This is a genomic window from Streptomyces sp. NPDC040589, assembly GCF_055594445.1.
Map to the genome: position 1 here is coordinate 218,549 of NZ_JBVIWP010000009.1, position 26,361 is coordinate 244,909.

Below are 26,361 nucleotides of genomic sequence, written 5' to 3' on the forward strand. Positions count from 1 at the left end.
CTGCCGTCAGTCCTCGCCCTCGAGGTTCCCCTCCGTCTCCAGGTACACCTGCCGCAGTCCCTCCAGCACCGCCGGGTCGGGCTTCTCCCACATCCCCCGCGACTCGGCCTCCAGCAGCCGTTCGGCGATGCCGTGCAGGGCCCAGGGATTGGCCTGCTGGAGGAACTCGCGGTTGGTCTCGTCCAGGACGTACGTCTCGGTGAGCTTGTCGTACATCCAGTCGGCGATCACGCCGGTCGTGGCGTCGTAGCCGAACAAGTAGTCCACCGTGGCGGCCAGTTCGAAGGCGCCCTTGTAGCCGTGGCGGCGCATCGCCTCGATCCACTTGGGGTTGACCACGCGGGCGCGGAAGACGCGCGAGGTCTCCTCGACGAGGGTGCGGGTGCGGACCGTCTCGGGACGGGTCGAGTCGCCGATGTACGCCTCGGGCGCCGTGCCCCGCAGGGCGCGGACCGTGGCGACCATGCCGCCGTGGTACTGGAAGTAGTCGTCGGAGTCGGCGATGTCGTGCTCACGCGTGTCCGTGTTCTTCGCGGCCACCTCGATGCGCTTGTACGCCGTCTCCATCTCCTCGCGGGCCGGACGGCCGTCGAGTTCACGGCCGTAGGCGTAGCCGCCCCAGACCGTGTACACCTCGGCCAGGTCGGCGTCGGTGCGCCAGTCGCGGGAGTCGATGAGCTGGAGCAGACCGGCGCCGTAGGTGCCGGGGCGGGAGCCGAAGATGCGGGTGGTGGCGCGGCGTTCGTCGCCGTGCTCGGCCAAGTCGGCGTTGACATGGGCCCGGACGTGGTTCACCGAGGCCGGCTCGTCCAGCGACGCCGCCAGGCGTACGGCGTCGTCCAGCAGTCCGATCGTGTGCGGGAAGGCGTCCCGGAAGAAGCCCGAGATCCGCAGGGTGACGTCGATGCGGGGGCGGCCCAGCTCCTCGGCGGGGACGGGCTCCAGCCCGGTCACGCGGCGGGAGGCGTCGTCCCAGACCGGGCGGATGCCGAGCAGGGCGAGGGCCTCGGCCACATCGTCGCCCGCCGTGCGCATGGCGCTCGTGCCCCACAACGACAGCCCCACGGAGGTGGGCCATTCGCCGTTGTCGGTGCGGTAGCGCTCCAGCAGGGAGTCCGCGAGGGCCTGGCCGGTCTCCCAGGCGAGGCGGGAGGGGACGGCCTTGGGGTCGACGGAGTAGAAGTTGCGGCCGGTCGGCAGGACGTTGACCAGGCCGCGCAGCGGTGAGCCGGACGGGCCCGCCGGGACGAAGCCGCCGCCCAGCGCGTGGACCATGTGGTCGATCTCGGCGGTGGTCGCGGCGAGGCGCGGCACGACCTCGCGGGCCGCGAACTCCAGGATGGCGGCGACCTGTTCGCCGTGCCCGGTGGGGACGGCGGCCGGGTCCCAGCCCGCGTCTTCCATCGCCTGGACCAGGGCGCGGGCCTTCTCCTCCGCCGCGTCGGCGGTCGTACGGGTGGCGGCGGACTCGTCGAGGCCCAGCGCCTCGCGCAGGCCGGGCAGTGCCGTGGTGCCGCCCCAGATCTGGCGGGCGCGCAGGACGGCGAGGACCAGGTTGACGTGGTCGGCGCCGGTGGGCGGGTTGCCGAGGACGTGCAGACCGTCGCGGATCTGGGCATCCTTGACCTCGCAGAGCCAGCCGTCGACGTGGAGCAGGAAGTCGTCGAAGCCGTCGTCGTCGGGGCGGTCGTCCATGCCGAGGTCGTGGTCGAGCTTCGCGGCCTGGATGAGGGTCCAGATCTGGGCGCGGATCGCCGGGAGCTTGGCGGGGTCCATGGACGAGATCTGGGCGTACTCGTCGAGCAGTTGCTCCAGGCGCGCGATGTCGCCGTAGGAGTCGGCGCGGGCCATGGGCGGGACGAGGTGGTCGACGAGGGTGGCGTGGACGCGGCGCTTGGCCTGGGTGCCCTCGCCGGGGTCGTTGACCAGGAACGGGTAGATCAGGGGAAGGTCGCCGAGGGCGGCGTCGGGGCCGCAGGCGGCGGACAGGCCGGCGTTCTTGCCGGGCAGCCACTCCAGGTTGCCGTGCTTGCCGAGGTGGATCATCGCGTCGGCGCCGAAGCCGCCGTCCTCGGCGCGGGCGGCGATCCAGCGGTAGGCGGCCAGGTAGTGGTGGGACGGCGGGAGGTCCGGGTCGTGGTAGATGGCGATGGGGTTCTCGCCGAAGCCGCGCGGGGGCTGGATGAGGATCAGCAGGTTACCGAAGCGGAGGGCCGCGAGGACGATGTCGCCCTCCGGGTTGCGGCTGCGGTCGACGAACATCTCGCCCGGCGCCGGACCCCAGTGTTCCTCCACCGACGTGCGCAGTTCCTCGGGGAGCGTGGCGTACCAGCGGCGGTAGTCGGCCGCCGGGATGCGCACCGGGTTGCGGGCCAGCTGCTCCTCGGTGAGCCAGTCCTGGTCGTGGCCGCCCGCCTCGATCAGCGCGCGGATCAGCTCGTCGCCGTCGCCGGAGGCCAGGCCCGGCACGTCGGCGTCCGTGCCGAAGTCGTAGCCCTCCTCGCGCAGGCGCCGCAGCAGGGCCACCGCGCTGGCGGGGGTGTCGAGGCCGACCGCGTTGCCGATGCGGGAGTGCTTGGTCGGGTAGGCGGAGAGGACCAGCGCGAGGCGCTTGTCGGCCGGTTGGATGTGGCGGAGCCGGGCATGGCGTACGGCGATTCCGGCGACGCGGGCCGCGCGCTCGGGGTCGGCGACGTAGGCCGGCAGGCCGTCCTCGTCGATCTCCTTGAAGGAGAACGGGACGGTGATGAGACGGCCGTCGAACTCGGGGACGGCGATCTGGCTGGCCGCGTCGAGCGGGGAGACGCCCTCGTCGTTCTCCTCCCAGGCGGCACGCGAGCCCGTGAGGCACAGGGCCTGGAGGATCGGGACGTCCAACTCGGTGAGCGCGCCGGCGTCCCAGGACTCGTCGTCACCGCCGGCCGATGCCGCGGCGGGCTTGGTGCCGCCCGCGGCGAGGACCGTGGTGATGATCACGTCGGCGGCGCGGAGCTCCTCGATCAGCTCGGGCTCGGGGGCGCGCAGGGAGGCGACGTACAGGGGCAGGGCCCGGCCGCCCCCGTCCTCGACCGCGTCGCACAGGGCGGCGACGAAGGCGGTGTTGCCGCTCATGTGGTGGGCCCGGTAATAGAGCACGGCGACGGTCGGACCGTCGGCGCCGTCGCGGGGCGTGCGCTCCAGCGGGCCCCAGGTGGGTGCCGCCGCCGGCGCCTCGAAGCCGTGGCCGGTCAGCAGGACCGTGTCGGAGAGGAAGCGGGCGAGCTGCTCCAGGTTGGCGGGGCCGCCGTGGGCGAGGTAGGCGTGCGCCTCGGCGGCGATACCGACGGGGACGGTGGAGGCTTCCATCAACTGGGCGTCCGGGGCCTGCTCGCCGGTGAGGACGACCACCGGGCGGCCGTCGGCCAGGAGCAGGTCGAGGCCGTCCTGCCAGGCCCGGATGCCGCCGAGGAGACGTACCACGACCAGGTCGGCCCCGTCGAGGAGGCCGGGGAGGTCGTCGAGGGCGAGACGTGAGGGGTTGGCGAAGCGATAGGGCACCGGACCCGCGGCCGCGCGGGCGCTGAGCAGATCGGTGTCGGACGTCGACAGGAGAAGGATCATGCGGCGTCGGCCTTCCTCGGGGTGTCCGCGCCCCGGGTGGTTCGAAATGGGGTCTCCCCTGCTCGGGCGGTGCCGAGCGCTCGGGGAAGGGAGTTCCTGACTCGCCCGGCCGCATGGGCCGGACTCACAGTGGCGGGACCGCGCCGGACTCGCACCGGGCTTCCTCCCCTGTCGCCGTCGTGGCGATGGCGGACCGGATGATCCGCCGTGATCATAGTAAGTGCCAGGGGAAGAGGGCACGGCATACACCAGGTGTGATGGTAGGTATGCTCGCCGCCATGTCCACGGCTGCCCAGCGCTCATCGACCCAGGCCACAGCGGTCCCACGCGACCGCGGTGACGCCTGTCCGGGGACGCTGCGGCTGCACGCGGCGGACGACGGAGCGCTGGCCCGCGTGCGGATTCCCGGCGGTGTGCTGACCGTTCCGCAGGCGGAGACGCTCGTGGACGTGGCCGAACGGCTGGGCGACGGAGACCTGCATCTGACCTCGCGCGGCAACGCGCAACTGCGGGGTCTGCCCGACGGATGCGCCGGGGAGCTGGCCGAGTCGCTGGACGCGGCCGGGCTGCTGCCCTCGCGCGGGCACGAGCGGGTGCGCAACATCGTGGCCTCGCCGCTGTCCGGTCTCGACGGGCGGGGCGTGCTGGACGTACGCCCCTGGCTGACGGCCCTCGACGCGGCACTGTGCGCGAGCGAGGCGGCGCGGGCCCTGTCAGGACGCTTCCTGTTCACGCTCGACGACGGACGCGGCGACGTGGCCGGACTCGATGCCGATGTGACGGTACGGGCGACAGTGGAGGGCGGCGCGGAACTCGCGCTCGGAGCGGCCGGGCAGGCGCTGCACGTCGGTGTCGAGGAAGCGGCCCGGGCCGCGCTGGTGGCCGCGGAGGTCTTCCTGGAGGCGGCGCGGACGAGCGGGGACCGCGTCTGGCGCGTGGATGAGCTGTCCCTTTCCGGCGACGAGTTGCTCGATGCGGTCGGCCGGCGGCTGCGGGCCGAGGGCGTCCGTCACGAGCGGCGGGACCGGGCGACCGGCCGCACGGCCGGCCCGCCCCCGGGCGCTCTCGGTGCCGGCCTCTCCGTGCACGTTCCTCTGGGACGGCTCTCGGCACACCAGTGGCGGGAACTGACGCACGTCGCCGCCGGTGAGTTGCGTCTCACCCCGTGGCGCGGTGTGGTTCTTCCCACACACGGAACGGACCCGGACGAATCCCTCGCCCGCCTCGCCGCCACCGGCCTGGTCACCGGCCCCGGCTCCCCCTGGCTCCGTGTCGGTGCCTGTATCGGCAGTCCCGGATGCGCCAAGTCGCGGGCGGACGTACGGACCGACGCGGCCGAGGCCCTCGACGCGATCGGGCCGAGCGGCCTCCCCTTGTACTGGTCCGGGTGCGAACGCCGCTGCGGACACCCCCGGGGCGACCGCGTCGACGTGGTCGCCGCTCCGGGAGGCGGCTATCTGCTCTCCACCGCCGTGAGCGGTCAGGAACCCCGGACCGCCTCGATGGACGTCCCCGCCCGACTCGCCGCCGCCCTGGCGGCGATCACCTCATGACCCCTATGACGACCATGACGACCGAAGGCAGCGAGAAGAACACCGTGACCACGTACGACTACGAGAAGGACGGCCCGGCCATCTACCGCCAGTCCTTCGCCACCATCCGCGCGGAGGCGGACCTCGCGGCCCTGCCCGCCGACGTCAGCCAGGTCACGGTCCGGATGATCCACGCCTGCGGGATGGTCGACCTCGTACGGGACCTGGCCTACACGCCGGCCGTCGTCGCCCGCGCCCGCGAGGCCCTGCGCGCCGGCGCGCCCATCTTCACCGACGTGCAGATGGTGGCCAGCGGCGTGACGCGCAAGCGGCTGCCCGCCGACAACGACGTGCTGTGCACGCTCTCCGACCCGTCCGTGCCGGAGCTGGCGGCGAAGCTCGGCACCACGCGCAGCGCCGCCGCGATGGAGCTGTGGCGGGACCGGCTGGAGGGCTCGGTGGTCGCCGTCGGCAACGCGCCCACCGCCCTGTTCCGGCTGCTCGAGATGATCGAGGAGGGGGCGCCCCGGCCGGCCGCCGTCATCGGTGTCCCGGTCGGTTTCGTCGGGGCCGCCGAGTCCAAGGACGCTCTGGCCGCGCACCCGTCGGGCCTGGAGCACCTGGTCGTGCGCGGCCGTCGCGGGGGCAGTGCCATCGCCGCCGCCGCGCTCAACGCGATCGCGAGTGAGGAAGAGTGAGCGGCAAGCTGTACGGGGTGGGGCTCGGCCCCGGTGACCCGTCCCTGATGACCGTACGGGCCGTGGAGGCCATCGCCGAGGCGGACGTGATCGCGTACCACAGTGCGCGGCACGGTCGTTCCATCGCGCGCTCGATCGCGGCGAAGCACATCCGCGCCGACCACATCGAGGAGCGGCTGGTCTACCCGGTCACGACCGAGACCACCGACCACCCCGGCGGCTACAAGGGCGCGATGGAGGAGTTCTACACCGAGGCGTCGGCCCGGCTCGCCGCGCACCTGGACGCGGGACGGACGGTCGCGGTCCTCGCCGAGGGCGACCCGCTCTTCTACGGCTCCTACATGCACATGCACAAGCGGCTCACCGACCGCTACGACACCGAGGTCATCCCCGGCGTCACGTCCGTGTCCGCCGCCGCGGCCCGGCTGGGCACCCCGCTCGCCGAGGGCGAGGAGGTGCTGACGATCCTGCCGGGCACGCTGCCCGAGGAGGAGCTGACCGCACGGCTCGCCGCGACCGATGTGGCCGTGGTGATGAAGCTGGGGCGGACCTTCACCAAGGTGCGCGGCGCGCTGGAGAGTTCGGGGCGGCTCGGCGAGGCCCGCTATGTCGAGCGGGCCACCATGGCCGGGGAGCGGCTCGCCGAACTGGCGGACGTGGACCCGGAGTCGGTGCCGTACTTCTCGGTGGCCGTGCTGCCCAGTCAGGTCGACGCCGAGCGGCCCGAGGCCCGGGAACGGGGCGAGGTCGTGGTGGTCGGGACCGGGCCGGCCGGTCCGCTGTGGCTGACGCCCGAGACGCGGGGTGCGCTGGCCGCCGCCGACGACCTGGTCGGCTACACCACCTATCTGGACCGGGTGCCGCAGCGGGCGGGGCAGGTCCGGCACGGCTCGGACAACCGGGTCGAGTCGGAGCGCGCCGAGTTCGCCCTCGATCTGGCCCGGCGCGGGCGGCGGGTCGCGGTCGTCTCGGGCGGCGACCCGGGCGTCTTCGCCATGGCGACGGCCGTTCTGGAGGTCGCGTCGCAGAAGGAGTACGCGGACGTGCCGGTGCGGGTGCTGCCGGGTGTGACCGCCGCCAACGCCGCGGCGGCCCGCGCGGGCGCCCCGCTCGGGCATGACTACGCCGCCCTCTCGCTCTCCGACCGGCTCAAGCCGTGGGAGGTCATCGCCGAGCGGCTGAGCGCGGCCGCCTCGGCCGACCTGGTGCTGGCCCTGTACAACCCCGGTTCCCGCAGCCGTACCTGGCAGGTGGGCAAGGCCCGTGAAGTGCTGCTGGAACACCGGGCGCCGGACACCCCGGTGGTGGTGGCACGGGACGTGGGCGGCTCCGGTGAGCGGGTCCGGATCGTGCGGCTGGCCGATCTGGACCCGGCCGAGGTCGACATGCGCACGATCCTGCTGGTCGGGTCCTCGCAGACGCGGGCCGTCCGGCGTGGGGACGGCGAGGAGATCGTCTGGACTCCGCGCCGGTATCCCGAGGCGTAGGCACGTGGGGCCCGGTTCAGCTCTCCTCGGCCACCGAAGCGGGGGCCGGGGCGGGCTGGGCCAGGCCCTTCGTCCACTTCTCCTCGATCCGTCCGACCTTCCACACCAGCAGGGCCACCGCCCAGGTGACGACGAACAGGCCGACGACGACGTAGCCGATGATGTTCAGGTCGAGGCCCGACACCCAGTCCCAGAACGGGCCGTGCAGGTCCGCCTGCTCGGCGATCAGGCCCAGCAGTTCGACCGTGCCGATGAGCAGCGCCACGGCGACGGACAGGCCGGTGATGGTGAGGTTGTAGTAGACCTTGCGCACCGGCTTGGAGAAGGCCCATCCGTAGGCGAAGTTCATGAACGAGCCGTCGATGGTGTCGAGCAGCGTCATGCCGGCCGCGAACAGGACCGGCAGGCACAGGATCGCGTACCAGGGCAGGCCGGACGCGGCGCCCGATCCGGCGAGGACCAGCAGTGCGATCTCCGTCGCGGTGTCGAAGCCGAGACCGAAGAGCAGGCCCAGGGGGTACATCTGCCACGGCTTGGTGATCGACTTCGTCAGGCGGCCCAGGAGCCGGTTCATGAAGCCGCGCTTGTCGAGCTGTTCCTCCAGGGCGGCCTCGTCGAAGTCGCCGGTGCGCATCCGGCGGAAGACCTTCCAGATGCCCGCCATGATCACGATGTTGATGATCGCGATGAGGTAGAGGAAGGTTCCCGAGACGGTCGTCCCGATCCAGCCGGTGACGCTGTGCAGTTCGGAGTCGTCGTTCGCGACCGGCCCCGACAGTGCCTTGACGCCGAGGGAGAGCAGGAAGGCGAGCACGAAGACGATCGAGGAGTGCCCGAGCGAGAACCAGAAGCCGACCGACAGCGGGCGTCGGCCCTCGCTCATCAGCTTGCGGGTCGTGTTGTCGATGGCGGCGATGTGATCGGCGTCGAAGGCGTGCCGCATGCCCAGGGTGTAGGCCGTGACACCGATCCCGATGCCGAAGGTCCGCTCGCCCAGGCTGTAGTGCTCCGGGGCGACGATCACCACGAGCGTGAACCAGCCGATGACGTGCAGCGCGAGGATGAACGCGGTCATTCCGCCGAGGCTCGTCCACTCCTTGCGGGTCATCGTGGTGCGGACGGATTCGTGAGCGGTGGTCATGGAGGCGTGGGCCTTACTCGTCGGCGGTCGGCTGTTCTCAGTCGCGCCCTCCAGACTTCTGCGAGGCAATTGCAGGTACAAGCCCAAGGCGGCAAAGGCCCCGTCAGGTTTCAGCCAGCAGCCGGGAAAGTGCGCCGGCTCCTGATCCACCGGACCGCTTCCTCCGGCTCCCTCACCACCTGCACCCCTTCGGGAACCGGCGGCCGGCGGACCACGACCACCGGCAGCCCGGCTTCCCGCGCGGCGGTGAGCTTCGGTGCCGTGGCGACTCCCCCGCTGTCCTTGGTCACGACGACGTCGACGCGATGGCGGCGCAGCAGCTCGCGCTCGCCGTCGAGGGTGAAGGGGCCGCGGTCGAGCAGCACCTCCATGCGGAGCGGGTGGGGAGCCTCGGGCGCGTCGACGGATCGGACGAGGAACCACAGGCCGTCCAGGGCGGCGAAGGAGGCCAGGCCCATGCGTCCGGTGGTGAGGAACACGCGGCGGCCGAGCGTGGGCAGCAGCGTCGCGGCCTCTTCCAGGGAGCCGACCTCGCGCCAGTCGTCACCGGCTACCGGGACCCAGCCGGGGCGCCGTACCGCGAGCAGGGGAACATGGGCGGTGGCGGCGGCACGTGCCGCGTGGAAACTGATCGTCCCGGCGAAAGGGTGGGTGGCGTCGATGAGTGCGTTCACCGCGTGCTCGGCGAGCCACGCGGTCAGCCCCTCCACGCCGCCGAAGCCGCCGATCCGGACCTCGCCCGGAGGCAGCCGGGGGCCGGCCACCCGCCCGGCGAGGGAGCTGGTCACGGTCAGGCCGGGTGTGTCGTGGAGCAGTTCGGCGAGACGGCGGGCTTCCGTGGTCCCGCCCAGTATCAGTACGTGCATGGAAGTCCAGGTCCGTTCATGAGCAGCGAAGTGAAGGGTGGCCGCAGGGCCCAGCTGGAGCACACCGGCCTGCGGCACGGGTGGACCACCGGCGCCTGTGCGACGGCGGCCACGACGGCCGCGTACACGGCGCTGCTGACCGGGGAGTACCCCGACCCGGTGACGATCACCCTGCCCAAGGGGCAGACACCGTCGTTCGCGCTGGCGGCCGAGGAGCTGGGCGAGGGGTTCGCGATGGCGGGCGTCGTCAAGGACGCGGGCGACGACCCGGATGTCACGCACGGCGCGCTGGTCCGGGCCACGGTACGGCGGCTGCCCGCCGGGGCCGGGGTGGTCTTCAAGGCGGGGCCCGGGGTCGGGACGATCACCCGCCCCGGCCTGCCGCTGCCCGTCGGCGAGCCTGCCGTGAACCCCGTCCCCCGCCGGCTGATGCGCGAGCACGTGGCCGAGGTCGCCGCCCGGCACGGTGGCACCGGCGACGTCGAGATCACCGTCTCCGTCGACCACGGCGAGGAGATCGCCCGCTCCACGTGGAATCCGCGGCTGGGCATCCTGGGCGGCCTGTCCATCCTCGGCACCACCGGCGTCGTGGTGCCGTACTCCTGCTCGGCGTGGATCGACTCCATCCGCCGGGGTGTGGACGTGGCGCGGGCCGCGGGCCGTACGCATGTGGCCGGGTGCACCGGGTCGACGTCGGAGAAGACGGTCGTGGCCGAGTACGGGCTGCCCGAGGACGCCCTGCTCGACATGGGCGACTTCGCGGGCGCCGTGCTGAAGTACATCCGCCGCCACCCCGTCGACCGGCTGACGATCTGCGGTGGCTTCGCCAAGCTGTCCAAGCTCGCCGCCGGCCATCTCGACCTGCACTCCGCCCGCTCCCAGGTCGACAAGGGTTTCCTCGCCGAACTGGCCCGGCAGGGCGGCGCGGACGAGGCGTTGCGCGCCGAGGTGGCCGAGGCCAACACCGGGCTGGCCGCTCTGCAGTCGTGCATGGCCGCCGGCGTGCCGCTCGGTGATCTGGTCGCCAGGACCGCTCGCGACGAGGCACTGGCCGTGCTGCGCGGTGCGCCGGTCACGGTCGACGTGATCTGCATCGACCGGGCGGGCACGGTGGTGGGGCGCAGCTCCGTGGCCTGAGGGGCCGGGCGCCGGAAGCGCCTACCCGAGCCGCTCAGCACACGTGACGCTCCCGCTCCGCCGAGTAGAGGTGGCTGTCCCGGAACCCCTCCGCCCCCAGCGTCCGCCCGACCATGATCACGGCCGTGCGCAGCACACCGGCCTCCTTGGTCTTCCCGGCGATCTCGTCGAGGGTGCCACGGATGATCACCTCGTCCGGGCGGGAGGCGTAGGCGACGACCGCGGCCGGGCAGTCGGCGCCGTAGTGCGGGAGGAGTTCGTCGACGACACGGTCCACGTAGCCGGCGGCCAGGTGCAGCACGATCAGCGCGCCGCTGCGGCCGAGGGTGGCCAGGTCCTCCCCGTCGGGCATGGCGGTGGCACGCTGGGCGACGCGGGTGAGGATCACGGTCTGGCCGACGGTCGGCACGGTCAGCTCCCGCTTCAGGGACGCCGCCGCGGCGGCGAAGGCCGGGACTCCCGGGACCACCTCGTAGGGCACTCCGGCCGCGTCCAGGCGTCGCATCTGCTCGGCGACCGCGCTGAACACCGACGGGTCCCCGGAGTGCAGGCGCGCCACGTCGTGCCCCTCCTCGTGGGCGCGGACCAGCTCGGCGGTGATCTCGTCCAGGGTGAGCTGCGCGGTGTCCACCAGCCGGGCGTCCGGCGGACATTCGGCCAGCAGCTCGCGCGGGACCAGACTGCCCGCGTACAGGCAGACCCGGCAGGCCCCGAGGGTGCGGGCGCCGCGCACGGTGATCAGATCGGCGGCACCGGGTCCGGCGCCGATGAAGTACACGGTCATCTGTTGGCTCCCGAAGGGGTGTCGAGGGTCTTCTGTGCGGCCCACTGGGTCACCGGCATCGCCTGCCGCCACCCGGTGAATCCGCCCACGGGCACGGCGTGCGCCACCGCGAGCCGGACCAGCTCGCCGCCGTGCCGGCGGTGGGCGTCGGCGAGGAGCGCCTCGGACTCCAGTGTCACGGTGTTGGCGACCAGCCGCCCACCGGCCGGCAGGGCGTCCCAGCAGGCGTCGAGGAGGCCGGGCGCGGTGAGGCCGCCGCCGATGAACACGGCGTCGGGCGGGGGCAGTTCGGCCAGGACCGCGGGCGCGGCGCCCGTGACGACCCGCAGGCCGGGCACGCCGAGGCGCTCGGCGTTGCGGGTGATGCGTGCGGCGCGCACCGGGTCCCGCTCGACGGTGACCGCGCGGCATGAGGGGTGGGTGCGCATCCACTCGATGGCGATCGAGCCCGAGCCGCCTCCGATGTCCCACAGCAGTTCCCCGGGGGCGGGGGCGAGCGTGCCGAGCGTGACGGCGCGCACGTGCCGCTTGGTGAGCTGCCCGTCGTGCTCGTAGGCGTCGTCCGGGAGGCCGGGCACCGCTCCGAGGCGCGGGGCGTCCGGGGCGCGGTGGCAGGTGACGGCGACGATGTTGAGGGGGTCGCCGGGTGGCCGCGCGTCCGGCCAGTCGTCCGCTGTGGCCTCGGCGGTCGTGTGCTCCTTCGCGCCGCCGAGTTGTTCCAGGACCCGCATCCGGCTCGCGCCGAATCCCCGGTCCCGCAGGAGGGCGGCGACCTCGCCGGGTGTGTCGGCGCCCGCGCTGAGGACGAGGATCCGCCGACCGTCGTGCAGGGCGGCGGCGAGACGGGCGGCGGGCCGGCCGACGAGTGTGACGACCTCGACGTCCTCCAGCGGCCAGCCGAGGCGGGCGGCGGCGTAGGAGACGGAGGAGGGGTGGGGCATGACGCGCAGGGCGCCCGCTTCCCCGACTTCCTCGGCGAGGGCGCGTCCGATGCCGTAGAACATGGGGTCCCCGCTGGCCAGTACGGCGATCCGGCGGCCGGCGTGTGCCGCGAGCAGGCCGGGGACCGCGGGGCGCAGGGGCGAGGGCCAGGCGATCCGCTCCCCGGCGCACCGCGGGGGCAGCAGGTCCAGCTGACGCGGGCCGCCGATCAGGACCTCGGCCTCGCCCAGCGCGGCACGGGAGGCGTCGGTCAGCCCCTCCCAGCCGTCGGCCCCGATCCCGACGACGGTCACGGCGGCGGTCGGTGCGGGACGTGCGGGGTTCACTGCGCGGTACCTCGGGATTCGGGGGCAGCTCTCGTGGGGCGACAAAGGCGCACTCTACTGGGCGCCGACCAGCACACCTTTGCTCGGGTGCACAGGCTCCGGCTCCGATCGCGAGGAGCGCCCAGCGCCGGCCGGAGGCCGTGGAGGTCACGTCGAACAGGGCCCGGTGGGACAGGCCGAGGCTCCGGCGAGCCCGAGTTCGCGCTCGCCGAGGGGTGCGAAGAAGCGCTCCACGTCGGCTTCGGTGACCTCGTCGAGAGTCGCCGGTGACCAGCGCGGATCGCGGTCCTTGTCGATGACCTGGGCGCGGATGCCCTCGACCAGGTCGGGCGTGCTCAGGGACGCGCAGGAGACCCGGTACTCCTGCTCCAGCACCCGTTCCAGCGGGCCGAGCCGGCGGGCGCGGCGCAGGGCGGTGAGGGTGACCTTGAGCGAGGTGGGCGACTTGGCCAGCAGGGTCTCGGCGGTCTCCTTCGCCGCCGGGTCGCCGTGCGCGAGCAGCCGTTGGACGATCTCCTCGACCGTGTCGGAGGCGAAGCAGGAGTCGATCCACTCCCGCCGCCCGGCCAGTTCCCCTTCCGGTGCGGGCTCCACATGCCGGTCCAGGGCCTCCCGTACGGGCATGCCGGCGAGGTCGTCGACGAACCGCCCCAGCGCCTCGGAGGGCACGTAGTGGTCGGCGAGACCGGCCAGGAGTGCGTCCCCGGCTCCGATCTGGGCGCCCGTCAGCGCGAGATGGGTGCCGAGTTCGCCCGGGGCGAGGGCGAGCAGGTAGGTGCCGCCGACGTCCGGGACGAAGCCGATGCCGGTCTCGGGCATGGCGATCCTCGACCGCTCGGTGACGATCCGGACGCTGCCGTGCGCGGAGACGCCTACGCCGCCGCCCATGACGATGCCGTCCATGACGGCGACGTACGGCTTGGGGTAGCGGGCGATGCGGGCGTTGAGGTGGTACTCGTCGCGCCAGAACGCGGCCGAGGCGGTGCCGTCCCCGTCGCGGGCGTCGTCGTGGATGCCGCGGATGTCGCCGCCCGCGCACAGGCCGCGCTCCCCCGCACCGGTGATGACGACGGTCTCGACGGCCGGGTCCCGCTCCCAGTCGGTCAGGGCCTCGTCGACGCGGCGCACCATGGCGTGGGTGAGGGCGTTGAGGGCCTTGGGCCGATTGAGGACGATGTGGGCGGCCCGGCCCGTCGTACGGAAGAGGACGTCGGTCATCCGAGTGTCTCCGTCAGGCCTCGGGCCGCGATGACGCGCATGATCTCGTTAATTCCTTCCAGGAGCTGGTGGACTCGCAGGTCGATCTTCTCGATGCCGTACGCGCTGAGGTAAGGCCCCCCATGCAAAGAGGGTGCGTGACGGACATCACACCGCACATTCCTCTGTCCTCAGGTCATCATATGACCTGATCTCACGGCGGGCGGTTGGGTGAATCGCCTTCCGGACGGCACAGCAAGGCGAGGATGGGCATGAGCGACCAGAACAAGCCCGAACGACCGCGCGTGGGCGTGGTGGGTCTAGGAGCCATGGGCCTCGGGATGGCCCGGAGCCTGCGGGCGGCGGGATACGACGTCGGCGTTCACGACCTGCGGCCGGAGGCGGCCGCGGACTTCGCCCGCGACGGCGGGACGGCGTTCGGGACCTGTGGCGAGCTGGCAGCCGCGGTGGACGTCCTGGTCGGCGTGGTGGTGAACGCCGCGCAGGTCGAGGCCGTGCTGTTCGGCGCCGAGGGCGCGGCCGACCGGCTCCGCCCCGGTGCCGTCTTCGTCATGTGCTCCACGGTCGATCCGGGCTGGTCCGCCGCGCTCGAAAGCCGACTGGCCGAGCGGGGCGTGCTCTACCTGGACGCGCCCATCTCCGGCGGCGCCGCGCGCGCGGCGGCCGGTGAACTCACCATGATGACGTCGGGCTCGGCCAAGGCGTACTCGCTCGCCGACCCCGTGCTCGAGGCCATGAGCGGCACCGTCTACCGCCTGGGAGAGCGTGCCGGGCTCGGCTCGAAGGTCAAGATCGTCAACCAGCTGCTCGCGGGCGTGCACATCGCCGCGGCGGCCGAGGCGATGGCCCTCGGCATCAAGGCCGGCGTTCCCGCCGAGGCGCTCTACGAGGTCATCACCCACAGCGCCGGCAACTCCTGGATGTTCGAGAACCGCATGGCCCATGTGCTCGACGGTGACTACACGCCCCTCTCGGCCGTCGACATCTTCGTCAAGGACCTCGGGCTCGTACTGGACGCCGCCCGGCCGGAACGGTTCCCGCTCCCCCTCGCCGCCACCGCCCACCAGATGTTCCTCCAGGCGTCGGCGTCCGGACTGGGGGCCGAGGACGACAGCGCGGTCATCAAGATCTTCCCGGGGGTCGACCTGCCCGAGCCGGTGGAGGCCTGACATGGGAATCCGTCTCGGATGCATCGCCGACGACTTCACCGGCGCCACGGACCTCGCCAACAACCTGGTGCGCGCGGGCATGCGCGTGGTCCAGCTGATCGACACACCACCGGCCGGCGCCGAGCAGGCGATCGACGCGGACGCCGTGGTCATCGCCCTCAAGTCGCGGACCGTCCCGGCGGCCGACGCCGTCGAGGCATCGCTGCGAGCACTGGCCTGGCTGGGGTCCAGGGGCGCCGAGCAGATCTACTTCAAGTACTGCTCCACCTTCGACTCGACGCCGGCCGGCAACATCGGGCCCGTGACCGAGGCGCTGATGGACGCCCTGGGCACCGGCTTCACGGTCGCGACGCCGGCGTTCCCCGACAACGGGCGCACGATCTTCAAGGGGCATCTCTTCGTCGGCGACGTCCTGCTCAGCGACAGCGGCATGCGCCACCACCCGCTCACCCCGATGACCGACTCCAATCTGGTCTCCGTCCTCGGCGCGCAGACCACGCGGGAGGTCGGCCTCATCGACCACACGGACGTCGCCGACGGCGTCGAGGCGATCCGGGCCCGCGTAGACGCCTTGCGTGAGGACGGCTTCGGGATCGCCGTCGTCGACGCCGTCTCCAACGACGACCTGGTGCGGCTGGGCGCGGCGGTCCAGGGTTTCCCGCTGGTGACCGCCGGCTCGGGGCTGGCGATCGGCCTGCCCGCGAACTGGGGGTTCGAGCCGTCCCGCGCCGCAGCGGAGCTGCCGCCCCCCGCCGGTCACCGGGCCGTCGTCTCGGGCTCGGTCTCCACGGCCACCAACCGTCAGGTCCTCGAGTACCTGCGCACCGGCCGACCCGCGTTCAGCGTGGACCCGCTGCGCGTGGCCGCAGGCGAGGACGTGGTCGGGCAGGCCCTGGCCTTCGCCGAGTCGCACCTGGACGACGGGCCCGTCCTCGTCTACTCCACCGAGTCGGCCGACACGGTCCGCACCGTCCAGGGCCGGCTCGGTGCCGCCGAGGCCGGTGAGCTCGTGGAGCGGACGCTGGCCCGCATCGCACAGGGGCTCGTGGAACGTGGCGTGCGCCGACTGGTCGTCGCGGGTGGTGAGACCTCGGGGGCGGTCGTCCAGGCGCTCGGTGTCACCGGACTCCGGATCGGGCCGCAGATCGACCCCGGTGTGCCCTGGTGCGCGGCGGCCCTTCCGGGCGGAGACACGCTCCACATCACGCTCAAGTCCGGCAACTTCGGCGGCCCCGACTTCTTCACCCGTTCCTTCGCGCTCCTGGACGAGGAGGCAGCATGACCCCGCAGCCGAGCACCGCCGCCGGGACAGGACACGACGAGACGGTCGACCTGGCCCGCAAGGAGATCGTCCGCGTGGGCACCAGCCTGTTCGCCCGGGGCTACGTCCACGCCAGCGCGGGCAACATCAGTGCCAAGGTCGGCGACCACCATCTGATCACGCCCACCGACGCCGCCCTGGGGTTCCTCGAACCCGGCCGCCTGGCACAGGTCGACGCCCGGGGTGAGCAGATCGCGGGCGACCGTGCCAGCAAGACCCTGACGCTCCATCGGCGCATCTGTGCCGCCGACCCCACGGCCCGGTTCGTCGTCCACACCCACTCCACGCACCTGGTCGCGCTCACGCTGGCCGGTGTGTGGAGCACCGCGGACGTGCTGCCGCCCCTCACGCCGTACTACGTGATGAAGGTCGGGCACGTCCCGCTCATCCCCTACCACCGGCCCGGCGACCCCCACGTGGCCGACCTGGTGACCGCCCTCATCGCCGACCGCGCAGCGAGCCGAACGCCCATCAGGGCGGTGCTGCTGGACCGGCTGGGCCCCGTGGTCTGGGGCCCCGACGCGGCCACCGCTCTCGCCGTCCTCGAAGAACTCGAGGAGACGGCACGTCTCTGGCTCATGACCGACCGTCGCCCCGAGCCGCTTTCCGATCACGCGCTCGATGAACTCAGGTCCACCTTCAACGCCGCGTGGTGAACCCCTTCTCCCCTGCCGGAGAATTCCCCTGAGCCGCTCAAAGGATCGCCATGTCCATGCCCATATCGGCGTCCCAAGTCCCCGACGTCGCCCGTGAGAACGCCGTCTTCCGCAAGGTCGTACGGCGCATCGTCCCCTTCCTCGTCCTCTGTTACGTCGTCTCCTACCTCGACCGGGTCAATGTCGGCTTCGCGAAGCTGCAGATGTCCGACGACCTCGGATTCAGCGAGGCGGCGTACGGCCTCGGCGCCGGCCTGTTCTTCATCGGCTACTTCCTCTTCGAGGTGCCGTCGAACCTGATGCTGCAGCGCGTCGGCGCCCGCACCTGGATCGCCCGGATCATGATCAGCTGGGGTCTGGTCTCGGCGTCGTTCGTGTTCGTCAGCAACGAGGCGACGTTCTACGTCCTCAGGTTCCTCCTCGGCGCCGCGGAGGCGGGGTTCTACCCGGGGGTGATCCTGTACTGCACGTACTGGTTCCCGTCGCAGCGTCGTGCCCGGGTGATCGCGATGTTCATGTCCGCGATCCCGGTGGCCGGCATCTTCGGCAACCCGCTCTCCGGCTGGATCATGGACCGGTTCCAGGGGGTGAAGGGCTGGCAGGGCTGGCAGTGGATGTTCCTGCTGGAGGCGATACCCGCCGTCCTCATCGGTGTGGCCACCCTGTTCTACCTCGACAACAGCGTGCGCGCCGCGAAGTGGCTCACCGACGAGGAGAAGGACGTCGTCGAACGGGCGATCGCCGAGGACGCCGCGCACCAGACCGTGCACGGCCGGGTCTGGGACGCCTTCCGCGAGCCGAAGGTGTGGCTGATGTGCCTCATCTACTTCTGTTTCGTGATGGGTCAGTACGCCCTGACCTTCTGGATGCCCACGTTCATCGAGTCCACCGGCATCGAGGGCAACCTGGCGATCGGGGCGCTCAGCGCCGTGCCGTTCCTGGCCGCACTCGTCACGATGAACGTGCTGGGACGTTCGGCGGACAAGCACCGCGAGCGCCGCTGGCACCTGGTCGTCCCGAGCCTCATGGGCGCCGTCGGCTTCTCTCTGGCGGCCGGCTGGGCCGGGTCCACCGCGCTGTCCCTGGCCGCGCTGTCCTTCGCCGCGGCCGGGGTGCTGACCTGCGCGCCGCTGTTCTGGTCACTCCCCACCGCGTTCCTCGGAGGCACCGCAGCCGCGGTCGGCCTCGCCGCGATCAACTCGGTGGGCAACCTCGCCGGCTTCGTCAGCCCCTACATGATCGGCGCGTTGAAGGACGCCACCGGCTCGACATCGCTCCCGATGTACGTCCTGGCGCTCAGCCTCGTCGTCGGCGCCGCCGCGGTGCTCACCACCGACAAGCAGACCGTCAACCGCTGACCGTTCCCTCCCGGTCCCCCCCCCACAGGAGCCAGCATGCCGAGGTTCGCAGCGAACCTGTCCATGATGTATCCCGAGCACGACTTCCCCGACCGCTTCGCCGCGGCCTCGGCGGACGGCTTCACCGCCGTCGAATACCTCTTCCCCTACGCCTACGACAGCGCGGAGTTGCGGCGCCGGCTCGACGACCACGGCCTCAGGCAAGTCCTCTTCAACGCACCTCCCGGGGCCTGGGAGTCCGGAGAACGCGGGATCGCGGCGCTGCCCGGCCGCGAGGCGGAGCACCGCTCCGGAATCGCCCGGGCTCTCGAGTACGCCGCCGCACTGGACTGCCCGCGGTTGCACGTGATGGCCGGTCTCCTGCCGCCGGACGTGACTCCGAAGGAGCGGGCCGAGCACCGCGACACCTACCTGGCCAACCTCGAATGGGCAGCGGAGCGAGCCGCCGAGCTGGCGGTCGACATCCTGGTCGAGCCGATCAACGGCCGCGACATGCCGGGCTACTTCCTGTCGAGGCAGGCGGAGGCCCACGCGGTGGTACGGGAGGTGGGCGCCCCGAATCTCAAGGTGCAACTCGACCTGTACCACTGCCAGATCGTCGAAGGCGATCTCACGGCGACGCTGCGCCGCGACCTGCCGACCGGCCGGGTCGGCCATCTGCAGATCGCCGGCGTGCCGGACCGCAACGAGCCGGACAGCGGCGAGCTCGACGTCCGGCATCTGTTCGGCGTCGTCGACGACCTGGGCTTCGACGGGTGGATCGGCTGCGAGTACATCCCCCGTGCCGGCACGAGCGAGGGCCTCGGCTGGCTCAACGACTACCGAGGAGACAGCGCATGAGGATCGTCATCACGGGCGGCTTCGGCTTTCTGGGACGCGAGATCACCGACACCCTGCTGAGGGCTCGGACGCACGGTGGTTCGCCGATCGATCAACTGGTGCTCACCGACCGATTCGTGCCGCCCGGGGCGCCGCAGGCGGCCGATCCCCTGGTGGAGATCGTGCGGGGTGACCTGGTCGAGTGTCTCGACGAGGTGTTCGCGGAGCCGGTGGACGTGCTGATCCACCTCGCCGCCGCCGTCTCGGCCGAGTGCGAGGCCGACTTCGACCTCGGGATGAGCGCCAACCTGGACACCACCCGCGCCCTCCTCGAAGCCACCCGGGCCCAGTCGGCGGCCGGCGGGCCGGTGCCGCGCCTGGTGTTCTCCAGCAGCGTCGCGGTCTACGGTTCCGACCCGGCACTGCCGCTCCCGCCGGTCGTCAGCGAGTCGACCCTGCCCACGCCCCGGTCGAGCTACGGGATCCAGAAGCTCGTCTGCGAGCAGCTCGTCGCGGACTACACGCGCCGGGGCTTCATCGACGGACGCGTCGCCCGGCTGATGACCGTGTCCGTACGTCCCGGCAAGCCGAACGCCGCCGCCTCCGGCTTCCTGTCGGGCATCGTCCGCGAGCCGCTCGCGGGCCTCCCCGCGATCTGCCCCGTACGCCCCGACCTGCGGGTTGCCCTGGCGTCACCACGGCGCACGGTCGAGGGGATCCTCCGCATCGCGGAAGCAGAGCGCGGCAGCGGGAAGGGCCGGCTCGACGGCGGACTGCCCGTCAACCTCCCGGCACTCACGGTCTCGGTCGCCGAGATACTGGCCACGCTGCGGCGGGTGGCGGGCGACGCCGCGGCCGATCTGGTGACCGTCGCGCCCGATCGTGACGTCGAGGCCGTGGTGGGATCGTGGCCCTCCGTCTTCGACAACACACGGGCCGCCGCGCTCGGGCTGGAGCCCGACCCGAGCTTCGAATCGGTGGTGCGGGACTACCTCGCCGACCACCCCGACGCGGTCCTGGTCAAGGCCTAGTGGAAGCGGAACGACGAGACCCGGGCCTATAGACTGAAAACCATGTTTTCCAAGGTAAGCGGTCCCGTCCGGCTCGCGGATCAGGTCGCCGCGACCCTCTCGGAGGAGATCGAGTCGGGGCGGCTGGCCGAGGGCGACCGACTGCCGACAGAGGTCGAGCTGGTCAGGCAGTTGGGCGTCAGCCGCACGGTGGTGCGCGAGGCGCTGTCGCGGCTCCGCAACGCGGGCCTGATCGAACCGCGCCAGGGCATCGGCGTGTTCGTCCTGCCGCGGCGCACCCGCCCGCTCGACCTGGAGGCCGCCGACACCAAGGCGAAGGTGCTGCAGATCGTGGAGGTGCGCCGCGCCATGGAGGGTGAGGCGGCCCATCTCGCGGCCACCCGGGCCACACCCTTCGACCTCGCACGGATGCGTCAGGCGCTGGACGCGATCGACTCGGCGGTCGCGGCCGGCGGCGACGGCGTGGACGAGGACCTCGCCTTCCACCGGTCGATCGCCGAGTCGACCGGAAACACGGTGATGGTCTCGACGCTGCGGTACCTGGGCGATGTGTCGCGCGGCGGTATCCGCGTCACGCGTGCGAACGAGGCACGCCGGAACGACTTCATCGAAGCGGTCCGGGCGGAGCACCACGCCATCCTCGCCGCCGTCGAGGCCCGCGACGCGGAGGCGGCACGCACGGCCGCACGCCTCCACATGAACCACGCCGCCGCCCGCCTCCAGGACGCGGACGACGGATTCTGGACCGACGCCGAGGACATCGAGGTGGATCTCGACAGCGCTCCCTGACGCGCCGGTACGCCCGCAGGCCGATCCCCCTCGGTCCGTCAGTCGTCGCGTTCCACGCCTATGAGGACGAAGGCCATGGTCGCCGCCCGTCCGCTGCGGTTGCGCCAGGCGTGACGTGTGCCGTTCTGGATCACGATGTCCCCTGCCGAGAGCGGCGTGCGGTGGCCGTCGTCGAGTTCGAGGACGATCTCGCCCGTCAGCACGATGCCGTAGTCCACGGTCTCGGTGGCGTGCATGCCGTCGGGTTCGATGAGTTCGGCGATGCCGGGCGAGTCGGCCCGCTGCTCCTGGTCGAAGGCCGCCGGGTCGAACGCGGGGTCGGCCAGCGCGGATTCCGGCGGGAAGGTCAGAACGATGAACCGCGTGCCGCCGGGCGCCGGGAGCAGGCTGGTGACCTTGGGAGTGGGGTCCTCCCCTGTCCTGCTGACCGGTTCGCCGGGTTCGGTGGCCCAGGGCAGCCGGGACACCCAGCCCGGCAGACTGGTGAACTCCCGGCTGCGCGGGATCGGGCCGTCGGTGACGACGACCGACCTGCCGTTCTCGTCATGGCCGGTGACGACTCTGCGCATACGTCTCTCCTCGCTCGGGTCCGATGCGTGTCAGTGGGGCCTCGTGCCCGCTTCGGCCGGAGCCGCGAGGGCCGTTTCCCAGGCGGCCACGACGTCCGCGACCGTGGCCGCGGGCGCGCGCAGCAGCGTCGACGCGACCGTGCGCACGAGCAGCCGGTGCCCCTCGTGGGTGAGGTACTCCACGGGGGACTTGCCGTCCACGCGCGCGAGCAGCAGCGCCGGCAACAGGGTCGCGGCACGGTGGAGAAGGGCCGCGCGGGGCTCCCAGTCGACGCACCTGACGTACTCCTCGGCCAGGACGCGGGCCGACCGCAGAAGGTCGTCACGGCACCCCGGCACCACCAGGCTCTTGAGGAGCAGGTGGTTGACGCAGAAGGCGAGGTCGAAGGCCGGGTCCCCGTACCAGGCGCACTCGGCGTCCAGCAGCACGGGCCCCGACGGGCCGACGAGGATGTTCTTGGGGCTGACGTCGCCGTGCACCAACGCCAGGCGCGTGCCGGCGGTGCGGTCGGCCAGGCCCTGGAGGACGTCGCCGAGGCCGGGGTGCGCGGCGGCGGTGGCCAGCAGGTACGGCGCGATGCGCAGGGCGTGGAAATTGTCGTCGGTCGCGAACTCCTCGGCGAGGGCGGCATCGCCCGCGCTCGCCGCGTGCAGGCCGCCGAGCAGTTTCCCGACCGCCGCCGCGGTCGCCACCCGCACCTCGCCGTAGAGCAGCTGCGCCTTCCACATCGGATACCGCTCGGGAGGCAGGTAGGCCATGGCGAAGAGGCCCGCCGCGGGATCGTGGGCCAGCAGCTCCGGCACGCTGTCCGGGCGGTGCCGGGACGCGAACCGCATCCACGCCCATTCGTAGGCGTTGCGCGACACCGGTGCCTCCCAGTCTGCCGCGACCTTCAGCCTCGCCAGGGCGCGTTTGACGCAGAGGGAACGTCCCGGCAGGTCCACGCGCCACAGGTCGGACGAGACGCCACCGGCCAGCGGCGTCCAGGTCGCGGTCTCGTCGGGCTCGGCGAGGCCCTCGGCCATCAGGAAGTCGCTCAGCACCATGTCGGGCACGGGGCCCGGTCCGATCTGTGCGGAAGCCGCGCTCATCGCCCTTCACCCGGTCCGGTGGTCACGCCCTGGGGGCTGTTGCAGGGGTGGGCCGGCGCCTGGTCCGCCAAGACCCGCACGACCTCCTCGGCGGCGCGGCGGCGCAGTTCCGTCACCGACGTGTCGGAGGAGAAGGCGACGTGCGGGGTGAGCAGCGCGCCGGGCTGTGCCGACAGCCCGGCGGGAACGTGCGGCTCGGTCTCCAGGACGTCGAAAGCGGCACCGTCCAGGTGTCCGCTGTCGAGCGCCTTGATCACCGCGTCCGTGTCGACCAGGCCGCCCCGGCTGACATTGACCAGCAGACCACCCGGACGCATCAGCTCCAGCTGCTCGGCTCCGATGACGTGGAACGTTTCCGTTGTGAGCGGCAGGTGGAGGATCACCACGTCGCTGCGGCGCAGCAGTTCGTCCAAGGCCACCATCTCCACACCGGGGGCGTCCTTCGGCGTGTGCGGGTCGTGGGCCAGTGTCCGGCAGCCGAAGGCGCCGAGCTTGCGTGCCGTGGCGCGCCCTATCCTCCCGAAGCCGACGACACCGCAGGTCAGCGTCGCCAGTCGGCGCAGCCGGGCACTCGCGGGGTTCCAGCGGCCGGCGCGGACCTCCCGGTCGAACGCGGCCAGTCCGCGTGTCCAGGCGAGCACCATGCCGACGGCGTGGTCGGAGACCTCCTCCACGCAGTAGTCGGGCACGTTGGTGACCCACACCCCGCGCTCGGTGGCCGTGGACACGGCGATGTTGTCCAGCCCCACGCCGAGCCGGGCGACGACCCGCAGTTCCGGCGCGGTGCCGATCGCGGTGGCGGAGACGGGTGCCCAGCAGGTCAGGATGCCGGCGGGGCGGTGCTCGGCGACCAGCTCCTCGATCGCCTCGGCGGAGGCGGGCTCGGCGGGGCCGGTCACCAGGGTGTGGCCCGCCCGCTCGATGACGGATCGCTCGACGGAGTCGTCGGGCCAGGCGTGGTCGGTGAGCAGCACGGTGCCGGGGCGGCTCGGTGGGTTCATGGAAGGTCGTCCTCGCAGAATCGTGCGCGGGTGAGGTGGAGAGGTTCGCTGGGCTCGGGTGGGGTGCCGGCGCTCGCCGACTTGTGGTCGGTACGGGCGCCACGCCTGGGGGTCGCGAGATGCCGGGGCACGTCGCATCACTCTGTCACAGCCACGTGATGCTAACGATAGCACTGGCGCACTTCGACGCGTCAAGAGCGCGGGAGAACGAGGAATTCCCAAGAAAACCGGTGTTCACATCTTGACGCGCAACGGAGTTCCCTCCATGGTTCTGCCAATGCCGACCGTGTGACCCCATAAGAGTCCGCACGAAGTCCGGCTGTCGAAGACGCCATAGCCACGGACGTCCCCGACGGGCGAAATACGGCTGAATTGCGCATGCGGCATCCGACCCGCAGCCCATCGCCCCCTTGCCGCCGGTCGGCGGCCGCTCGCCGACGCCGACCCGACGCAGTCCGTGTTCAGCTCACCGCTTCTCGCCTCTTCTTCTCTCCTCATCGCATCCCGTCGTAGCCGCCCGTACGGACCCGTACCGGCGATGCGTCCGCCGCGCCCTGCCGCGGCCCATTCCTCCTCAGGAGCCGCTATGACTCACGCCGCGCACGTCGACATCGGCGCAGTTCCCGCCGACAGCACACCGGAAGGGAGCCGTCTTCCCATTTCCCGGACCATGATCGGGGTCGGCTTTCTGCTGATCGTCCTCTCCTACATGGTCAATGCGATGGACCGCCAGGTCTTTCCTCCCCTGCTGCCCGCCATCCGCGCGGAGTACGGGTTCTCCCTGGAGCAGGGCGGGCTGCTGGCAACGAACTTCACCCTCGGAATGGCCCTGGCCGGCCTGCCCGCGGGCTACCTCCTGGACCGCTTCCGCCGCAGGACGGTCCTGCTAGTCAGCATCGTGATCTACTCCCTGGGCACGATGGCCACGCCGCTGGCGACCGGGTTCGCCGACATGACCCTGTACCGGGTCGTCTCGGGCTTCGGTGAGGGCATGCAGTCCGCCGCCATCTTCGCGGCGATGGGCGCCTTCTTCGTCCACCGGCGCGGCCTCGCCTTCGGTGTCATCGGCGTCGGCTACTCCGTCGGCGTGTTCATCGCCCCGCTGATCGGCGTCGAACTCATGGGCATGCACGGCACCTGGCACGCGCCCTTCTACCTGTTCGGCACGGCCGGGCTGCTGATCGCCGCCGCCTCCCTGTTCCTCGTCAAGGCCGGCCTGACCGAGCACACCGTCGAGCGGGTCGCCTCGACCAAGACCTACGAGTACATGCCGGCCTCCGCCTACAACCGCAACACGATCGCCCTGACCGTCCACTCCGTCGTCAGCGGCGTGGCCATCTACGGGTTCCTCGGCCTGTACCCGACGTACCTCATCAGCTCGCTGCACTACTCCGCCGAACAGGCCGCGCTGGCCATGAGCTTCCTCGGCTTCGGGGGCATGACGGCCGTGCTCGGCGGCTGGCTCGGCGACCGCGTGAACCAGCGCAACCTGCTGATCCTCAGCCTGCTGGCCGTCTCGGTCATCAGCACGTGCATCTACGAGACGCGGGCCGCGGTGGGCCCGCAGTGCGTGTTCGCCTTCCTCATGGGCGCCTTCGGACTGGGCTTCGTCTATCCCAACACCAACAGCGCGATGCAGCGGGCCGTGCGTCCGTCGCAGATCGGACGCGCCTCCGGGCTCTTCGTGAGCAGCTACTACGGCCCGGCGGCGCTCTCGGGCCTGCTCTTCGCCGCCCTCGTGGAGACCTTCGGCTGGAGCCGGGCAGGGCTGCTCCAGGTCACGGTCCTGCCGTTGGCGGGCGTCGTCGCCCTGGCCTTCGTCCGCCCCGCGCGGTTCAACAACGCGATCCGCTAACGACCCACCCGGCCGACACACCGAGGGCCTGCCCACCGCCGAGCGGTGGGCAGGCCCTGTCACGGCCGGCGCCGGCGGGCAAGCGCCCGTCAACGGCTCTCGGCCACGACCGGATTGCGCAGGACGCCGATGCCCTCGATCTCCACCTCCACCTCGTCCCCGGGGCGGATCGGACCGACACCGGACGGCGTTCCGGTCATGATCACGTCTCCTGGCAGCAGCGTCAGATAGCGACTGAGGTAGCTGACGATTTCCGGGACCGGCAGCAGCAGGTCGGCAGTGCTCGCGGACTGCACGACGGTGCCGTTCACACGGGTGACCAGGGAGAGTCCTGAGGGGTCGAGTCCGGTCGCGATGACGGGCCCGAGGGGAGCGAAGGTGTCCTGGCCCTTCCCGATCAGAAGCGTCCCGAACGCGCTCTCCTTGCGCTGGACGATGCGGTCACTGACATCATTGCCGCAGGTGTATCCGAGGATGTACTCATGCGCGTCGGAGGGTTTCACATGGCGGGCTTCCTTTCCGATGACGACGACCAACTCGCCCTCGAAATGGATCAGTTCCCCGTCGACCGGATACACGATCGCCTCCCCCGGCCCGACCACCGCCGTGCTCGGCTTCATGAAGCACACCGGAACCTCGGGAATATCACGGTCGGTCTCGTCGACATGTGAGGCGTAGTTGTACGCGAACCCGAAAATCCGGGATCGCTCGACCGGCGGGAGAATGACGGCCTCGGCGACCCGGTCGATGTGCCCCGTAAGGGAAAACCCGGTGAAAGGATCACCCTCGAATCTGGCGATGGTGACATCACCGGATTCGAGTTCTCCGTAGTACCGCACGCCGCCGACGGCATACCTGACGATCCGCACGGACACCTCCGCAACTAGGCAGCCAAAGGCGGCTGCACGGCCCATCCAGCAATGCTAACGTTAGCACAGCGGCAGCACTGCTATCGTTGGCACACGCGCAG

At 71.7% G+C, this 26,361-nt stretch carries 22 protein-coding genes, 1 pseudogene and 1 riboswitch; of the genes and pseudogenes, 12 read left to right on the forward strand and 11 right to left on the reverse strand.

The features are described from left to right. Positions 1 to 6 precede the first annotated feature (6 nt). Positions 7 to 3,600: a cobaltochelatase subunit CobN gene (cobN, locus tag ACZ58V_RS32770; RefSeq protein ID WP_471294600.1), complete on the reverse strand. Its 3,594-nt coding sequence runs from the start codon at positions 3,598 to 3,600 to the stop codon at positions 7 to 9. A gap of 90 nt (positions 3,601 to 3,690) precedes the next feature. Then, a riboswitch (cobalamin riboswitch) is annotated at positions 3,691 to 3,766 on the reverse strand. Between the two features lie 100 nt (positions 3,767 to 3,866). Between cobN and cobG the strand changes: the two genes are divergently transcribed. Genes cobG through ACZ58V_RS32785 form a run of 3 tightly spaced genes read left to right on the forward strand, consistent with a single transcriptional unit; the run spans position 3,867 to position 7,317 of the window. Further along, entirely contained in the window at positions 3,867 to 5,153 is a 1,287-nt protein-coding gene (gene cobG / locus ACZ58V_RS32775; RefSeq protein ID WP_471294603.1) for a precorrin-3B synthase, read from the forward strand. A 5-nt stretch (positions 5,154 to 5,158) separates the two neighbouring features. Further along, positions 5,159 to 5,830, forward strand: a complete 672-nt coding sequence (locus ACZ58V_RS32780) for a precorrin-8X methylmutase (protein WP_468195755.1) — start codon at positions 5,159 to 5,161, stop codon at positions 5,828 to 5,830. After that, the gene (locus ACZ58V_RS32785) at positions 5,827 to 7,317 is read left to right on the forward strand and encodes a precorrin-2 C(20)-methyltransferase (RefSeq protein ID WP_471294606.1); all 1,491 of its coding nucleotides are present in this window, start codon (positions 5,827 to 5,829) and stop codon (positions 7,315 to 7,317) included. Before ACZ58V_RS32780 ends, ACZ58V_RS32785 begins: the two co-directional genes overlap by 4 nt. 16 nt (positions 7,318 to 7,333) lie before the next feature. Here the strand turns inward: ACZ58V_RS32785 and nicT are convergent, their stop codons facing one another. After that, positions 7,334 to 8,458 (reverse strand): Nickel transporter NicT, encoded by a 1,125-nt coding sequence (nicT, locus tag ACZ58V_RS32790; protein WP_468195760.1) that lies wholly within the window; start codon positions 8,456 to 8,458, stop codon positions 7,334 to 7,336. Between the two features lie 110 nt (positions 8,459 to 8,568). Then, on the reverse strand, positions 8,569 to 9,324 hold the full coding sequence (locus ACZ58V_RS32795) for a cobalt-precorrin-6A reductase (protein WP_471294609.1): 756 nt from the start codon (positions 9,322 to 9,324) through the stop codon (positions 8,569 to 8,571). An 18-nt stretch (positions 9,325 to 9,342) separates the two neighbouring features. Here ACZ58V_RS32795 and ACZ58V_RS32800 point away from each other — a divergent pair, with 18 nt between their 5' ends. Continuing rightward, positions 9,343 to 10,461: a cobalt-precorrin-5B (C(1))-methyltransferase gene (locus ACZ58V_RS32800; protein WP_471294611.1), complete on the forward strand. Its 1,119-nt coding sequence runs from the start codon at positions 9,343 to 9,345 to the stop codon at positions 10,459 to 10,461. Between the two features lie 34 nt (positions 10,462 to 10,495). Here ACZ58V_RS32800 and cobM read toward each other — a convergent pair whose 3' ends face one another. The 4 genes and pseudogenes from cobM to ACZ58V_RS32820 all read right to left on the reverse strand — a co-directional run. Beyond that, entirely contained in the window at positions 10,496 to 11,245 is a 750-nt protein-coding gene (gene cobM, locus ACZ58V_RS32805) for a precorrin-4 C(11)-methyltransferase (RefSeq protein ID WP_471294614.1), read from the reverse strand. Next, positions 11,242 to 12,513: a precorrin-6y C5,15-methyltransferase (decarboxylating) subunit CbiE gene (gene cbiE, locus ACZ58V_RS32810; protein ID WP_471294616.1), complete on the reverse strand. Its 1,272-nt coding sequence runs from the start codon at positions 12,511 to 12,513 to the stop codon at positions 11,242 to 11,244. Before cbiE ends, cobM begins: the two co-directional genes overlap by 4 nt. A 147-nt stretch (positions 12,514 to 12,660) precedes the next feature. Further along, complete coding sequence (locus tag ACZ58V_RS32815; RefSeq protein ID WP_471294619.1) at positions 12,661 to 13,731, reverse strand: enoyl-CoA hydratase/isomerase family protein; 1,071 nt, start codon at positions 13,729 to 13,731, stop codon at positions 12,661 to 12,663. Further along, positions 13,728 to 13,868, reverse strand: a pseudogene (locus ACZ58V_RS32820) (acyl-CoA dehydrogenase); the annotation flags it as partial. The gene ACZ58V_RS32815 and the pseudogene ACZ58V_RS32820, both read right to left, overlap by 4 nt. A 114-nt stretch (positions 13,869 to 13,982) precedes the next feature. On the opposite strand from ACZ58V_RS32820, the gene ltnD reads away from it, so the two are divergent. Genes ltnD through ACZ58V_RS32855 form a run of 7 tightly spaced genes read left to right on the forward strand, consistent with a single transcriptional unit; the run spans position 13,983 to position 20,874 of the window. After that, the gene (gene ltnD, locus ACZ58V_RS32825) at positions 13,983 to 14,900 is read left to right on the forward strand and encodes an L-threonate dehydrogenase (protein WP_468195778.1); all 918 of its coding nucleotides are present in this window, start codon (positions 13,983 to 13,985) and stop codon (positions 14,898 to 14,900) included. Between the two features lies 1 nt (position 14,901). Continuing rightward, positions 14,902 to 16,182, forward strand: a complete 1,281-nt coding sequence (gene otnK / locus ACZ58V_RS32830; protein ID WP_471294622.1) for a 3-oxo-tetronate kinase — start codon at positions 14,902 to 14,904, stop codon at positions 16,180 to 16,182. Next, positions 16,179 to 16,877, forward strand: a complete 699-nt coding sequence (locus tag ACZ58V_RS32835; RefSeq protein ID WP_468195783.1) for a class II aldolase/adducin family protein — start codon at positions 16,179 to 16,181, stop codon at positions 16,875 to 16,877. Before otnK ends, ACZ58V_RS32835 begins: the two co-directional genes overlap by 4 nt. A 50-nt stretch (positions 16,878 to 16,927) precedes the next feature. After that, positions 16,928 to 18,235, forward strand: a complete 1,308-nt coding sequence (locus tag ACZ58V_RS32840; protein WP_468195785.1) for an MFS transporter — start codon at positions 16,928 to 16,930, stop codon at positions 18,233 to 18,235. 36 nt (positions 18,236 to 18,271) lie between these two features. Next, positions 18,272 to 19,075: a 2-oxo-tetronate isomerase gene (gene otnI, locus ACZ58V_RS32845; protein WP_471294624.1), complete on the forward strand. Its 804-nt coding sequence runs from the start codon at positions 18,272 to 18,274 to the stop codon at positions 19,073 to 19,075. Continuing rightward, positions 19,072 to 20,085, forward strand: a complete 1,014-nt coding sequence (denD, locus tag ACZ58V_RS32850; protein ID WP_471294627.1) for a D-erythronate dehydrogenase — start codon at positions 19,072 to 19,074, stop codon at positions 20,083 to 20,085. Before otnI ends, denD begins: the two co-directional genes overlap by 4 nt. Positions 20,086 to 20,127: 42 nt before the next feature. Next, positions 20,128 to 20,874 carry a FadR/GntR family transcriptional regulator gene (locus ACZ58V_RS32855; protein WP_468195793.1) on the forward strand — a complete coding sequence of 249 codons (747 nt, stop codon included), beginning with the start codon at positions 20,128 to 20,130 and terminating at the stop codon, positions 20,872 to 20,874. A 38-nt stretch (positions 20,875 to 20,912) separates the two neighbouring features. On the opposite strand, the gene ACZ58V_RS32860 is transcribed toward ACZ58V_RS32855, so the two are convergent. From ACZ58V_RS32860 to ACZ58V_RS32870, 3 genes are read right to left on the reverse strand one after another with little or no spacing between them, the layout of a single operon-like run. Beyond that, positions 20,913 to 21,443, reverse strand: coding sequence for a cupin domain-containing protein (locus tag ACZ58V_RS32860; RefSeq protein ID WP_471294630.1), 531 nt, complete (start codon positions 21,441 to 21,443; stop codon positions 20,913 to 20,915). Positions 21,444 to 21,473: 30 nt separating this feature from the next. Then, entirely contained in the window at positions 21,474 to 22,535 is a 1,062-nt protein-coding gene (locus ACZ58V_RS32865) for a phosphotransferase family protein (protein WP_471294633.1), read from the reverse strand. Continuing rightward, positions 22,532 to 23,536, reverse strand: coding sequence for a C-terminal binding protein (locus ACZ58V_RS32870; protein ID WP_471294635.1), 1,005 nt, complete (start codon positions 23,534 to 23,536; stop codon positions 22,532 to 22,534). The genes ACZ58V_RS32865 and ACZ58V_RS32870 overlap by 4 nt, the downstream gene beginning before the upstream one ends. Before the next feature lie 586 nt (positions 23,537 to 24,122). Here ACZ58V_RS32870 and ACZ58V_RS32875 point away from each other — a divergent pair. After that, positions 24,123 to 25,391, forward strand: coding sequence for an MFS transporter (locus ACZ58V_RS32875; RefSeq protein WP_471294638.1), 1,269 nt, complete (start codon positions 24,123 to 24,125; stop codon positions 25,389 to 25,391). An 89-nt stretch (positions 25,392 to 25,480) separates the two neighbouring features. Here ACZ58V_RS32875 and ACZ58V_RS32880 read toward each other — a convergent pair whose 3' ends face one another. Next, the gene (locus tag ACZ58V_RS32880) at positions 25,481 to 26,305 is read right to left on the reverse strand and encodes a fumarylacetoacetate hydrolase family protein (protein ID WP_471294640.1); all 825 of its coding nucleotides are present in this window, start codon (positions 26,303 to 26,305) and stop codon (positions 25,481 to 25,483) included. Between the last annotated feature and the right edge of the window lie 56 nt (positions 26,306 to 26,361).

Bases quoted from the DNA above. Each gene is read 5' to 3' on its own strand.
- cobN (WP_471294600.1), bottom strand. From the start codon at position 3,600: ATGATCCTTCTCCTGTCGACGTCCGACACCGATCTGCTCAGCGCCCGC.
- cobG (WP_471294603.1), top strand. From the start codon at position 3,867: ATGCTCGCCGCCATGTCCACGGCTGCCCAGCGCTCATCGACCCAGGCC.
- ACZ58V_RS32780 (WP_468195755.1), top strand. From the start codon at position 5,159: ATGACGACCATGACGACCGAAGGCAGCGAGAAGAACACCGTGACCACG.
- nicT (WP_468195760.1), bottom strand. From the start codon at position 8,458: ATGACCACCGCTCACGAATCCGTCCGCACCACGATGACCCGCAAGGAG.
- ACZ58V_RS32795 (WP_471294609.1), bottom strand. From the start codon at position 9,324: ATGCACGTACTGATACTGGGCGGGACCACGGAAGCCCGCCGTCTCGCC.
- ACZ58V_RS32800 (WP_471294611.1), top strand. From the start codon at position 9,343: ATGAGCAGCGAAGTGAAGGGTGGCCGCAGGGCCCAGCTGGAGCACACC.
- cobM (WP_471294614.1), bottom strand. From the start codon at position 11,245: ATGACCGTGTACTTCATCGGCGCCGGACCCGGTGCCGCCGATCTGATC.
- ACZ58V_RS32815 (WP_471294619.1), bottom strand. From the start codon at position 13,731: ATGACCGACGTCCTCTTCCGTACGACGGGCCGGGCCGCCCACATCGTC.
- ltnD (WP_468195778.1), top strand. From the start codon at position 13,983: ATGAGCGACCAGAACAAGCCCGAACGACCGCGCGTGGGCGTGGTGGGT.
- otnK (WP_471294622.1), top strand. From the start codon at position 14,902: ATGGGAATCCGTCTCGGATGCATCGCCGACGACTTCACCGGCGCCACG.
- ACZ58V_RS32835 (WP_468195783.1), top strand. From the start codon at position 16,179: ATGACCCCGCAGCCGAGCACCGCCGCCGGGACAGGACACGACGAGACG.
- ACZ58V_RS32840 (WP_468195785.1), top strand. From the start codon at position 16,928: ATGTCCATGCCCATATCGGCGTCCCAAGTCCCCGACGTCGCCCGTGAG.
- otnI (WP_471294624.1), top strand. From the start codon at position 18,272: ATGCCGAGGTTCGCAGCGAACCTGTCCATGATGTATCCCGAGCACGAC.
- denD (WP_471294627.1), top strand. From the start codon at position 19,072: ATGAGGATCGTCATCACGGGCGGCTTCGGCTTTCTGGGACGCGAGATC.
- ACZ58V_RS32855 (WP_468195793.1), top strand. From the start codon at position 20,128: ATGTTTTCCAAGGTAAGCGGTCCCGTCCGGCTCGCGGATCAGGTCGCC.
- ACZ58V_RS32860 (WP_471294630.1), bottom strand. From the start codon at position 21,443: ATGCGCAGAGTCGTCACCGGCCATGACGAGAACGGCAGGTCGGTCGTC.
- ACZ58V_RS32865 (WP_471294633.1), bottom strand. From the start codon at position 22,535: ATGAGCGCGGCTTCCGCACAGATCGGACCGGGCCCCGTGCCCGACATG.
- ACZ58V_RS32870 (WP_471294635.1), bottom strand. From the start codon at position 23,536: ATGAACCCACCGAGCCGCCCCGGCACCGTGCTGCTCACCGACCACGCC.
- ACZ58V_RS32875 (WP_471294638.1), top strand. From the start codon at position 24,123: ATGACTCACGCCGCGCACGTCGACATCGGCGCAGTTCCCGCCGACAGC.
- ACZ58V_RS32880 (WP_471294640.1), bottom strand. From the start codon at position 26,305: ATGGGCCGTGCAGCCGCCTTTGGCTGCCTAGTTGCGGAGGTGTCCGTG.